This is a genomic window from Methylomonas sp. MED-D (assembly GCF_050276835.1).
Classification (GTDB): Bacteria; Pseudomonadota; Gammaproteobacteria; order Methylococcales; family Methylomonadaceae; genus Methylomonas; species Methylomonas koyamae_A.
Window position 1 is genome coordinate 3,621,151 of the sequence record NZ_CP189965.1, and the last position, 11,861, is coordinate 3,633,011.

Here is an 11,861-nt window from a genome sequence, read left to right on the forward strand (position 1 = left end):
TTACTCGTCGGATTGGATTTTAAATCGATTGTCTTTTAAAACGGTTGTTCTATTCGGCCTAGATTATTGTTTCTGGGTTTCCAATTCTGGTTTTGGTTCGGGTTCGCGTCGCACGAAAAATAGCCCAAGGAATTATTGGCTACTTGGGTCAAGCAAGAAAAGTTATTGACGTTTCTAATGACAAAAGCATTGTCGTTTGGCACCGGCATGGCTTCCCAAAGCTGGTTGCGGTCGGTCGAATCGCAGATAGCCAAGTCAATTTGATTCGAGTCGCCCACGCGTAGGCATAAGCAGGCGTTATCGACGCTGGCGATCATGCCGATCTGTTGAATGCTGTATACGGTCATAAAATCCCAACGGCTAGCGGGCGAACCTGAGTCGGCGGTCATTTCCAAGCCATCGTTGGCGGTTTTTCCCATCACCGCACCGCTCGCTTCGTTGATTAACGTGTAATTTTTTTGTCCGGCGGGCCAGGTTTCCGGGGCGACGCAGATATTCGCTGTGTCGACGAAATGCGTCGGGTTGGGAGAGCAATACCAGCAGGGAATATCCGCTTCGGCGGTTATGGTGTGTTTGCCGGCCGGCAATTGCATACTACCCGTGCGTTCGCTGTCCGAAATATAAGGCACTTGATGGGTAATATCGATCTCTCGAACCGTGCCGACGTCCAGTTTTACCGAACTTCGGTCGATACTGGGTGTTGCTTTAATATCGATACGGGCGGCGGCGGGCAGTTTGATAGTCGATAGATCCTTGGGAGCATATATTCCAAAACTGGCACAGCCGTTCGCTAATATCGAGGCAACCAAAAATAGCAGAACGTATTTTATATTCGGCATATCCGCAATCTCCGTTGATTTGGGACTTTCATTCACGGCCGAGAAACCCAATGGAAAACCCATTCAATACAAACGATACTGGAATTGAATTCTATATCAGGCTAAATCGGGTTTTTGAGGTAATTTTTCACAGCCATGATATTCGTGTCGATTCGCCAATCTGCACGGAATTGCCGAACTGAATCTCTCTTGGACTTACCCACTCTTTCCGAATCATTGGTTTGCGGCCATCGGTTGTGGCCGCCATTGCGTTTAGCGCATGCCTCATGCCGCCATTAAGCTCGTTTCCGGACACGGAATTGAGGTTTACCGCCGAATTTAAAACGCCAATCATCGCGCCATAAACACTCACAACGACTTCGGGAACCTTCCTGGCGAGTTCGGGGACATTTTTTTCGGCGCCGGGGTGTCCCCAAAAACGGCCGGGAACCTCGCCAAGACTTCTGGGAAAGCCCCCAAGATGGCTGAAAACACGGATGAGAGCGCTGGGAGCGTTGCTAAAAGTTCTGGGAGCGTTCCCTGAGTCATGGTGAACGTTTCCGACGGCGTAATTCGCATTTATTTCGCCACCGGGAACCGCAAAAAAGTCAATCCGCGCGGTTAAATTGGCGCGAAGTACACTTTAACCGCCGTAAATCGCAAGTCTGGCCGTTTTGGCGGTCTGGCCCCGGCGCGCATCGTCAACGTAACCGCTCCGCCTCTTCCCGCAATTTGCGCCGTTTCCGCTCCCTGGCTTTGTCTATGACCGGCCGCAACCGTTCGGACACCTGGCACCAAGCTTGGTCCGGATTGGCGGCGTTGCCGATCCATTCCTCCGGCGCTCCTTGGAGTTCCTCCAACGGTAAGCCTTGCCAGTCGGTTTCCCGTAAGCGGATCGGCATGACGAATTGCTCGCCGCGCCGGTGCGCGGCCAAGGCCGCTTCGAATTCCTGCAAGTAGCAAAAATCCGATGCCACGAAGTCGGGGCTGACCAGACATAGCACGATGTCGGCCTGGGCCAGTTGCTGCAAAATCTCCGGCCGCCATTCCGCGCCGGCGTCGATGTCGCGGTCGTGCCACAGGCTGAGCTTTTGCAGGCGCACCAGCGGCGACAAGGCGTTTTGCAGGGCTTTGACAAAGGCCAAATCTTTGTGCGAGTACGAAACGAAGGCTTTGACCGGCAGTTGCAGATCCTCATCGCGCATCGCCGCTTCCTCGACGCCGTCCAGCAGATCGGCGATCGCAACGCGGGTTTTCAATTCCTTGACGAAAATGCTCGTTTCGCCGGCTTTTTCCGCTTCGACCAATTCTTCGTAATCTTTGTACGCGCCGCAACCCGGCACCGGCACCCATTCTTCGAAAGCCAAACCGCTAAAGTCGGCGACGATTTCCTTGATGGTTTCCCGGATAAAACTTAGCAAGCGCCGCCGCTCGTCACCGCAAATATCGATCAGCAGCTTTTGGTCTTCCTTGTCCCAACGCACTCTGGCCAGCGCATCGAACACCGAAGGTTTGTGCAACACCATGCCGGTGCGCCAGCGCTCGCCGCCGCGAATGAACGCGTGCAGTTTCACCATCAGCCGCGGAAATACGCTGTTCGGCAAAAAGCTGGGAAAGTGCACGACAAAACGCAGCAGCGCGCCGTCGGCCTGAAATTCCGGCGCGCTGGCCGGCAATAATTGCGGCACGATGAAATCGCCGGGACCGGTTGGGAAGCACAGCTCGAATTCCTGCATCACCCGCACGATGTACAGCAATTTGGCTTTGGGATACACGAATTCGCGCTCGCCGGTGTTGTGCTGTTTGTAGCGCGGATCGTTAATCACCGCGTCGAAGTCCGCTTCCCGCAGCACGCCGCCCCGGTCGGCGACCAGCGCGGAATTGACGATCCGGTAAACGCCGTTAGTCAGCCAAAGCGGATTGAGGATTTGCGTGTCGAAATTCTGCAGGTTGCGGAAATTGATCAATACGCCCAGGTCGTGCAGAAACTGCAGCAGCACGTCCTGGCTCAACGGGCGGGTGACGCCGAGTTCTTCGCAAACCCGGCGGTAAGCGTCGGATTCGATGTAGTCGTATTCTTGCTGCTTCTGTACAAAGTGCTGTTTAACTGCCAGCCAATGGGTCGGAAACGGCGTGCGGCGGGTGTCGGCGGCTTCGATTTGCCGGCGCAAAGCCTCGCGAAACTCGATAAAGCCAGGATGTTCGGCCTCGGCGCAGGAAAGCCGGTAAAAGCCTCGAATGCGCGGATATTTTTCCTGGAGGCTTTTACGTTCGACTTCGAACGACGGGTTCTCGTCGATCTTGTTCAACACCACCAACACCGGCGAACGGCCGCCGAAACTGTCGGCGTGCTTCAGCCATTTTTCGGCCTGGTCGTCGTTGCGGCTGTTCAGCAGCAGCACGTAGATGCTGCGCTGCGACAGAAAAAACTGGTGGGTGGCGTGCATCACTTCCTGGCCGCCGAAATCCCACAAATGCGCGGCGACTTGCTCGCCGTCGCTCATTTCGAAGTTGGCCTGGCGGATGCGGATGCCGTGGGTCTGGCTTTCATGGTCGTCGAACGGCTCGTTCATCAGCCGCTTGACCAGCGAGGTCTTACCGGCCGAAGCCTCGCCGAGAAAGATCACCTTAACCTCGTTGAGCCGCGCGCCGTCCTCGCCCAATTCCTCGAAATAATCGCGCACCGCCTGCGGCGAGTCGCGAGCGATTTCAGCCGGTGGGCAGACTAGCGGGCAATCGTGGATACAGATAACGGAATCATTCCGATAAAATTCGTCAGAATTCCAAGATACATCTATTCGATTTTGAATAAGGCCAAGAAATGGCCAAAGATCCGTAATTTCAGTAAAACCGGCATTCAGCATTTTTAAATTATTTAAGCCGGTCAAAGGGGTCAAATCGTCGATTTGGGTCGCGGAGCAATCAAGTTGCTGCAACTGGATCAGGCCAGCAAGTGGCGTCAAATCGCTGATTTGGGTCCTTGAGCAGCCAAGTTGCCGTAGCTGGATCAAGCCTGCCAACGGCGTCAGATCGCTGATTTGGGTCCCTGAGCAATCAAGTTGCTGCAACTGGATCAGGCCAGCAAGTGGCGTCAAATCGCTGATTTGGGTCCTTGAGCAGCCAAGTTGCCGTAGCTGGATCAAGCCTGCCAACGGCGTCAGATCGCTGATTTGGGTCCCTGAGCAGTAAAGTCGCTGCAACTGGATCAGGCCCGCCAGCGGCGTCAAATCGCTGATTTGGGTCTCAAAGCAATAAAGTTGCTGCAACTGGATCAGGCCCGCCAGCGGCGTCAGATCGCTGATTTGGGTCTCAAAGCAATAAAGTTTCTGCAACTGGATCAGGCCCGCCAGCGGCGTCAAATCGCTGATTTGGGTCTTGAAGCAGTCAAGTTGCTGCAACTGGATCAGGCCAGCCAGCAGGGTAAAGTCGGCAAGCTCGGAATTAAAACTTAGATTTAACGACTGCAGCCAAGTGCATTCTTCAAGCTGGTCCGGCAACTGGGTTAAACCACATCCGCTCAAATCCAGCTTTGGATTTTTCGTCAACTTGTTTTCAACAATTCGCTTCAAGGCTTGTTCGGACATGAGGCGGTTCCTTTGACATCGGTCCCGATAATCTAACACGGAAGGCAATGGGGTTTGTCTACTCAGACGAGGATGATCTAATCCAGACAGACCGCAATTTCGGCGAAAGCGCGCAACCGCTTCGTTCCGGAACCGCAACGCTCGCGCAGTGGGACTTTCGCCGCGACAGCCGACGTTTCGATAAGCCCGTGACTTTAAGACCGCCGCCCGGTCCCAAAACCGGAGAACCTTACCCCCCGGCGGCTTGCCGAGGCCATCAAACGTCGGAGTACAAACCTAGGTTTGTACTCCAATCAGCGGTGCTCCGCATATCCGACCCTGACGCCCGGCTACTGTATTTGTCAGGTCTAACCAATCCATTACCGCCGGTAACCATGCGGAAAGTTCCGGCTGGACGGCGGCGGCCGATCGCCAGTCATTGCAACCGCTGAACGCTCAAAACTTGAAATTCCAAACCGGCTTGTTCCGTCGCCGAACGAGCCGTCGATATTGCCTAACGGCGGGTAGCGGCAAGCAAGACGGCGATGCAGATGCCCAATCAGCGGTGTCCAAACGCCGGAGTACAAACCTAGGTTTGCACTCCCGGTTGTGCCCGCTCAGGCGACTTGGCAGGAGGCCAGTGCTTCCAACATCTCTTGCCTGGGCAGGTTGCGGCCTATGAATACCAGCCGCGAGGCGCGGGTTTCGCCGGCGGGCCAGGGATTGCCGAAGCTTTCGGTCAGCAGCATGTGTACACCTTGATAGATGACTTTCTTGTCGCAGCCGGCGATGTGCAATATGCCTTTGTAGCGCAGCAGGTCGTTACCGTGATCGCGGACCATGATGTCGAGAAAGGCCAGAATCCGCGCGGCGTCCAGCGCGCGGTCGGTTTCGAACACGAAGGAAGTGATGTCGTCATCGTGTTCGTGGCTGAGGTCTTCCAAGAAATCCGGCTCGATATTCAGGATGTCGTCCAGTTTGAAGCCGTCGATGTCCAGAATGTTGCTCAACTCGGTTTCGCCGAAATGTACGCGCTTGATCGGTGCCCTGGGATTCATCGCCCTTAGCCGGCTTTCCAGGTCGGCGGCGATTTCGGCTGCGACCAAGTCGGTTTTGGACAGCAAGATTCGGTCGGCGAAGCCGACTTGTTCCTGGGCTTCGTGGTGTTCCGCCAATTGTTGATGGGCGTGCGCGGCATCGACGACGGTGACGATGGCGTCCAACTTGTAGTTTTCGGCGATATCCTGATCGATGAAAAAGGTTTGGGCCACCGGCGCCGGATCGGCCAGACCGGTGGTTTCGATGACGACTCGCTCGAAATACAGCTCGCCGCTTTCCCGGCGCTCGGACAATTCGCCGAGAATGCGTACCAAGTCGCCGCGCACCGTGCAGCAAATACAGCCGTTGTTCATCGTGACGATTTGTTCGTCGGCTTGCACCAGCAACTCGTTGTCGATGCCGGCCTCGCCGAACTCGTTTTCGATGACCGCGATGCGCCGGCCGTGGTGTTCGGTGAGGATGCGGTTGAGCAACGTGGTTTTGCCGGCGCCGAGGAAACCGGTCAGGATCGTGACCGGTATCCGGTCGCTGTGTGTCAACTTGGTTTGCATGAGGCCTCCGGGATTAGAGCCGCGGCTTGCGACGCTCGATCAACGCGTAAGCCGAGTGGTTGTGGATCGATTCGAAGTTTTCCGATTCCACGGTGTAGGCGCTGATACGTGCTTCGGCGTCGAGGCGGGCCGCCACGTCTCGAACCATGTCCTCGACGAATTTCGGGTGGTCGTAGGCGTATTCGGTGACGTATTTTTCGTCCGGGCGCTTCAGCAGGCCGTAGATCGGCGACGAGGCTTCGGTTTCGACCAATGCAATCAGATCTTCCACCCAAATAAAGCTGTCGGTCGCCACCGTGACCGTCACGTGGGAGCGCTGGTTGTGGGCGCCGCGCTCGGAAATTTCCTTGGAGCACGGGCACAAGCTGGTGACCGGCACCACGACTTGTACCTTGGTGCGGCAGCCGGCAGCATCGATTTCGCCGATGAAACCGACCTGGTAATCCAGCAGGCTGCGCACGCCGCTGATCGGCGCGGCTTTCTCGATAAAGTACGGAAAGCGCATGTCGATATAGCCGGATTCGGCTTCCAGCCGGTCCAGCATTTCGCGGAGCATGGCCGGAAACGAGGCGATGCTGATTTCCCGGTCGTGGCTATTGAGGATTTCGACGAAGCGCGACATGTGAGTGCCCTTGAAGTCGTGAGGCAGATTCACGTACATCGCGAAGCGAGCCACGGTGCGTTGTTCGCCGACGCTTTTGTCCTGAACCCGCACCGGATGCAGAATGTCCTTGATGCCGACTTTGTCGATGGCAATGCGGCGATTGTCGGCGCGGGCTTGGATGTCTTCGATGGGCGTCATGGGTTTGGTTTACAGGTAATGAAAACGTGGCCGCTCGCCGAAATCGCCGTCGTTGACCGCGTATTGATCGAGTTTCAGGCTGTAGAAGCGGTCGAAATGCTGCTTGACGGTGCGGGCGATGCCGGCGTCGTAATCCGGCGAGACGGCCTGCGCTTGCCCCTCCGGGCGGTCGACCACCACGCCGTCCTTGACCACCACTCGACCGTTTTTGAACACCAATGCGGCATCGGCGAACATGGCCCGGTAGTCGGGACGAGCGCCAGCAATTTGGCCCGGATTGTAGACGGCGATGTCGGCGACCGCCCCCGGTGCCAGGTTGCCGCGGTCGTTTAGGCCCAGCAACTTGGCGGCGGCGGAGCGGGTCATCGTCGCGATTTCGGTCAGCGTCAATTCGCGTTTCAGACTCGGCAACAAAGTCAGGGCCAGGGCCTCCTGGTTCAGGTGCGCCATGCATTCCCGCCGGTAATCGGCGTCCATCAACAGGCGGATTAATTCCGGGTAGGCGGTGAACGGCGCGCCGTTGGGGTGGTCGGTGGTGAAGAACAAACGTTCCGGCGCGTCGGCCAGTAAGAACAATTCCAGGCCGATCGCCCATTGCAAAGTGTTGACGAAACTGGCTTCGCGGTAACGATACGGCACCACGCCGCCCGAGCCTTCGTTCTCGGCGTCCCACATCACGTATTTGCTCGGGCTGGCATCGGCGTGGCGGCTGTATTGGGCGATCACGTCGCCGGAGATCGTCACGGTTTGGCCGAACAGGACTTGGCCGACATCCATCGTGATATTGGGATGGCGGTTGAAGGCTTCCAATAATCGCGCGGCCGCCGACGAAAAGCCCTTGGCGCCTTCCGCTCCGTAAGCGTAAAACTGAATATGGGCCAGATGCATGGGCAGGCCTTGCGCGGCCTCCATCGTGGCGACGGCGGTTTCGACGTTGCCGGGCGTGCCCAGATTGTTGCAGTGCACGTGTACCGGATGCGGTACGCCCAATTCGCAGGCGGCGCGTTGCAGGGTTTGCAGAATTTGTCGGGAACTGACGCCGTAATCGGGCACGATGTCGTCCAGATCGAACTGGCGGACGTTGCTTTTGAAGGCGTTGGCGCCGCCGGCATTGATGACTTTCAATCCCAAAGCCCTAGTGGCATTTAAAGTCCAGGCCACGTAATCGTTGATTTGATTTTGGCCGGCCTTGGCACGCATCAGCCGCAACAGCAGATCGTCGTTGCCGAGTATCGCCAGCGCGGCGGTGTCGATGATTGGGATGTCGGCCATTTGCAGATGCACGTCCAGCGCGCCGACCGGTAGCATGGCCGGTTCGGCCACGCAGGTGTAGCCCATCCGGGCGTAGCGATAGCCGATGTCGGTACTGGACCATTTGGCAGTGGAAAACGGATGATTGAGCCGCCGCACCATCCGGTTGCGGTGCTGCTCCGGCAGTAACAGTCTGGCGGTGTTGACGTTGCCGCCGGCGATGTGGCTGTGAATGTCGATGGCGCCGGCCATGACGATCTGGCCGGTGGCGTCGTAAATCGCATCGAAACGCGCGTTCGGACCAGGGTCGGCGACGATGATGCCGTCGCGGATGAACAGGTCGCCGATTTGGCCGTGCAGATTTTGCGCCGGGTCGTAAATGGCGCCGTTGTGGAGCTTAATCAACATAAGATGGTAGGGTACTCACCGCGTACCAAGCTTGAGATTCCCAACGAATCAATGGCCGAAAGCCGGGTATAGCCAAACACGGCTGGCTTCGACTCCGCTCAGCCACCGGAGATTGGCTCCGCTTGATCAACAACCATAGACTCCGCACAGCCAACGGAGATTGGCTCCGCTTGGTCAACGACCATAGACTCCGCACAGCCAACGGAGATTGGCTCCGCTTGACCAACAACCATAGACTCCGCACTGCCAACGGAGATTGGCTCCGCTTGGCCAACGGCAATGGATTCCGCTCAGCCACCGGAGATTGGCTCCGCTTGGTCGATGGTGATTGGCGCCGTTCGAGCCGCAACCTTCGACGACGATAGGCCGGAAAGCGAGCGGCAACGCCCCGGCGGCTCACAACATATCCAAGGTCAACAACAGCCGCCGCGGCTGGACCGCGGTTGGGGTTGGCGAACGGTGGACCAAACCTCGGCCTTCATTGCCTTCCCAGTGCTCGCCCTTCATCAAACCGACCGCGTAAGCCGGCATTTGCCGAATCGCGGTGGCGTCGGCGATCAACCCGGATACTTGATCCGGTACGCCGCACCCACCCATGCCCAGTTTGTCGCGATCGACCGCGTATTCCGGCAGCCATTCGGTGCCGATGCCGCCATAACTGCAAATCATCCGCGCCGGCACCCTATCGACGTGAAAACGCGGGCACATCGCGTTATCCAGAGTCCGCAAGCGGAGGCCGGCTTCGCGCTGGCCGAACAATTCGCAAAACGCCGAGGTCAACCAGACCACGTCGTCCAGCCAAGCCTGGAAGCCGTCCAGAGCGGCAACTTGCGGCCAAATGGCCCCGAAGTCGTAACGGCTGGGATCGACAGCCTGGCTGATTTCGATTCTGGTCTTGTTGCTGAGCGCGGCGTAGACGAAGCCTTCGATCTCGAGCGGTAACGGTCGATCGATCAAACACAGATTGACGTCCTCCTCGTAGATTCTGGCCAAATCGGCAAATCGATCGGACATCACGGTTTTGGTCGCGGGGCGTCGCTCCAGCGGTTGAAAGCTGTTGGGCGGTACCCGTGGCGAGCCGACCGTTTGAGCGAAAGGTGCGCGGGCAAACATGGATCACTCCTTAGTGGGCTAACAGGGATTGTTCGAAAACGACGATACCTTGCATGAAGGCAATCCCGAGCGCGAACGACGCGCTTTGGCCGCCGAGATGGCGCAAGGTCGAACGTTCGTGCAGTACAGGGATCAGGTCGGAAGCGGCGATGTAAATGAAACCGCCGGCGGCGATCGGCAACAACACGACCAAGGACGATGCGGCGACCTGACTGAGCAGCAAGGTAAACAAGGCGCCGGGCACGACGCTCAGCGAGCAATAAAAGTTGTATAGCACCGCCTGCTTCGGCGCATAACCGCCGCGCAGCAATGCGCCGACATCGCCGAGTTCCTGAGGTACTTCGTGGGCGATAATGGCTAGCGTGGTGGTCAGGCCCAGCGCCGGATCGGCCAGGAAACTGCCGGCGATCAGAATGCCGTCGACGAAGTTGTGGATGGCGTCGCCGATCAAATTCATTTTTGCCAACGGCAGGATTTCGCTACCGGCAGGCCGGGTGTCGACGTTATGATCGTGGCGCCAACGCACCAGCTTTTCCAACACGAAAAAACCGAACACACCGATCAAAGCGGTCATGCACACCTTACTCACCGAACCTTGGCGGGCGACCGCGTCCGGAATCAAGTGAATGAAGGCGTCGCCCAGTAAAACCCCGACCGCCAGTGCCACCAGGAACGGCACGATGCGCTTCAAACTTGCCGCCGGTAGCCACAATGCAAACGCGCTGGATAGCGAGCACAGGCTGACCGCGAGACTGGCGGCGATGGTGGCTAAATAAGTATTCATGGCGGCGCTACCCCCGGTGTGGAAACGAAAAGTGTTGGCGGTGCGGGTGCTCGATAAAGTCGGCAACACGCCTGGACGGCGCGTGAAACAGCACCCCTGCGACAGTGCAACCCAGTATCGGCGGATAGGCGGAGATCAAGGTGTCTCGCCGCGAGGCTTGGTCGCGCAAGCGCAGCACGACTCCGAGCATCGACGGCAGTTCGCCACCGGTCAACGGCGGAAAGCCATCAGTGTCCGCCATCGCTAAACCACCGTGGGAAATCGTCCCGGAGTTTGCGCCACGCATCCGGCCCCGCCGCCAATTCGGCGTCGGTCAGCAGGCAAGCGTCCAGTTCGCGACGGAGCTTTTCGGCATCCACGTTCTGACCGATGAAGACCAGTTCCTGGCGGCAATCGCCGTAGGGCTCGACCCATTGTTCGCGGATGTCGTCCAGATACTCGGCCGGCCATTGCTCCTTGGGTGCCGAGGCCCACCAGCGCCCGGCCAAGCCATGCCGCATGATGCCGCCGGCTTGCGACCAGTTGCCGGCGTATTCTGGGCGCGAAGCCAACCAGAAAAAGCCCTTGGAACGCAGCAAGGTGCCGTTATCCCATTCGCCTTCGTGCAAGTGGCGGTAAAAGCGCTCGGTATGAAACGGCCGGCGAGCGCGGTAAACGAAGCTGGAGATGCCGTACTCCTCGGTCTCCGGAACGTGCTCGCCGCGCAACTCCTTCAGCCAGCCCGGCGCTTGCTCGGCTTTTTCGAAGTCGAACAGACCGGTGTCCAGCACCTTACCGAGATCGACTTGGCCCATGACCATCGACACGATTTCGGCATCGGGATTCAGACTGCGCAAAATCGCTTGCAGATTGGCGATTTCGTCGCCGGCGATCAAGTCGATCTTGGAAATCAAAATGACGTTGGCGAATTCGATCTGGTCGACCAGCAGGTCGGCGACATTGCGCTCGTCGTCTTCGCCCAAGGCTTCGCCGGCTTCCTTCAAACTCAAGGCTTCCTGGTATTGGCGCAGGAAATTCACGGCATCGACCACGGTCACCAGCGTATCCAGCTTGGCGATGTCGGACAGGCTGATGCCGCTGTCGTCGCGAAAGGTGAAGGTCTCTGCAATCGGCAGCGGTTCGGCAATGCCGGTGGACTCGATCACCAAATAATCAAAGCGGCCGTCCTTGGCCAGTTTGCCGACCTCGATCAGCAAGTCCTCTCGCAGGGTGCAGCAAATACACCCGTTGCTCATTTCGACCAGCTTTTCCTGGCCGCGATTCAGTTGCACCTCGTTCTTGACCAGCGCGGCGTCGATATTTACCTCGCTCATGTCGTTGACGATCACCGCCACTCGCCGGTTTTCCCGGTTACCGAGAATATGGTTGAGTAGTGTGGTTTTACCGGCGCCGAGAAAGCCGGACAAGACCGTGACGGGCAGCTTGGATGGAATTAGTGTAGTCATGCCGATGTTATACTATAACAATTGCAGTCCAAAAAAAGGGCGCCAGCGAATCGCGGCGCCCTTGCTT

At 57.7% G+C, this 11,861-nt stretch carries 9 protein-coding genes; all 9 read right to left on the reverse strand.

All coding sequences use genetic code 11. The features are described 5' to 3' along the window. Positions 1-35 precede the first annotated feature (35 nt). The 9 genes from ACQE3E_RS16245 to zigA all read right to left on the reverse strand — a co-directional run bounded on the left by ACQE3E_RS16245 (position 36) and on the right by zigA (position 11,794). A complete protein-coding gene (locus tag ACQE3E_RS16245) occupies positions 36-839 on the reverse strand; it encodes a hypothetical protein (protein WP_427500840.1) in 804 nt (267 codons plus the stop codon). Positions 840-1,519: 680 nt separating this feature from the next. Beyond that, complete coding sequence (locus ACQE3E_RS16250) at positions 1,520-4,402, reverse strand: COR domain-containing protein (protein WP_427500841.1); 2,883 nt, start codon at positions 4,400-4,402, stop codon at positions 1,520-1,522. 596 nt (positions 4,403-4,998) lie between these two features. Beyond that, positions 4,999-5,991 (reverse strand): CobW family GTP-binding protein, encoded by a 993-nt coding sequence (locus tag ACQE3E_RS16255; protein WP_313729734.1) that lies wholly within the window; start codon positions 5,989-5,991, stop codon positions 4,999-5,001. Positions 5,992-6,004: 13 nt separating this feature from the next. Then, the gene (folE2, locus tag ACQE3E_RS16260; protein WP_427500842.1) at positions 6,005-6,793 is read right to left on the reverse strand and encodes a GTP cyclohydrolase FolE2; all 789 of its coding nucleotides are present in this window, start codon (positions 6,791-6,793) and stop codon (positions 6,005-6,007) included. Between the two features lie 9 nt (positions 6,794-6,802). Beyond that, positions 6,803-8,452, reverse strand: coding sequence for a formylmethanofuran dehydrogenase subunit A (locus ACQE3E_RS16265; protein WP_313729732.1), 1,650 nt, complete (start codon positions 8,450-8,452; stop codon positions 6,803-6,805). A gap of 396 nt (positions 8,453-8,848) precedes the next feature. Further along, entirely contained in the window at positions 8,849-9,565 is a 717-nt protein-coding gene (locus tag ACQE3E_RS16270) for a DUF1826 domain-containing protein (protein ID WP_427500843.1), read from the reverse strand. Positions 9,566-9,575: 10 nt separating this feature from the next. Continuing rightward, positions 9,576-10,349, reverse strand: coding sequence for a ZIP family metal transporter (locus ACQE3E_RS16275; RefSeq protein ID WP_427500844.1), 774 nt, complete (start codon positions 10,347-10,349; stop codon positions 9,576-9,578). 7 nt (positions 10,350-10,356) lie between these two features. Then, a complete protein-coding gene (locus tag ACQE3E_RS16280; RefSeq protein ID WP_427500845.1) occupies positions 10,357-10,590 on the reverse strand; it encodes a hypothetical protein in 234 nt (77 codons plus the stop codon). Then, positions 10,577-11,794: a zinc metallochaperone GTPase ZigA gene (zigA, locus tag ACQE3E_RS16285; protein WP_427500846.1), complete on the reverse strand. Its 1,218-nt coding sequence runs from the start codon at positions 11,792-11,794 to the stop codon at positions 10,577-10,579. The genes ACQE3E_RS16280 and zigA overlap by 14 nt, the downstream gene beginning before the upstream one ends. Positions 11,795-11,861 lie beyond the last annotated feature (67 nt).

Excerpts from the sequence above, each read along its gene's own strand:
- ACQE3E_RS16275 (WP_427500844.1), bottom strand. The coding sequence starts at position 10,349 with ATGAATACTTATTTAGCCACCATCGCCGCCAGTCTCGCGGTCAGCCTG.
- ACQE3E_RS16255 (WP_313729734.1), bottom strand. The coding sequence starts at position 5,991 with ATGCAAACCAAGTTGACACACAGCGACCGGATACCGGTCACGATCCTG.
- folE2 (WP_427500842.1), bottom strand. The coding sequence starts at position 6,793 with ATGACGCCCATCGAAGACATCCAAGCCCGCGCCGACAATCGCCGCATT.
- zigA (WP_427500846.1), bottom strand. The coding sequence starts at position 11,794 with ATGACTACACTAATTCCATCCAAGCTGCCCGTCACGGTCTTGTCCGGC.
- ACQE3E_RS16270 (WP_427500843.1), bottom strand. The coding sequence starts at position 9,565 with ATGTTTGCCCGCGCACCTTTCGCTCAAACGGTCGGCTCGCCACGGGTA.
- ACQE3E_RS16280 (WP_427500845.1), bottom strand. The coding sequence starts at position 10,590 with ATGGCGGACACTGATGGCTTTCCGCCGTTGACCGGTGGCGAACTGCCG.
- ACQE3E_RS16245 (WP_427500840.1), bottom strand. The coding sequence starts at position 839 with ATGCCGAATATAAAATACGTTCTGCTATTTTTGGTTGCCTCGATATTA.
- ACQE3E_RS16265 (WP_313729732.1), bottom strand. The coding sequence starts at position 8,452 with ATGTTGATTAAGCTCCACAACGGCGCCATTTACGACCCGGCGCAAAAT.
- ACQE3E_RS16250 (WP_427500841.1), bottom strand. The coding sequence starts at position 4,402 with ATGTCCGAACAAGCCTTGAAGCGAATTGTTGAAAACAAGTTGACGAAA.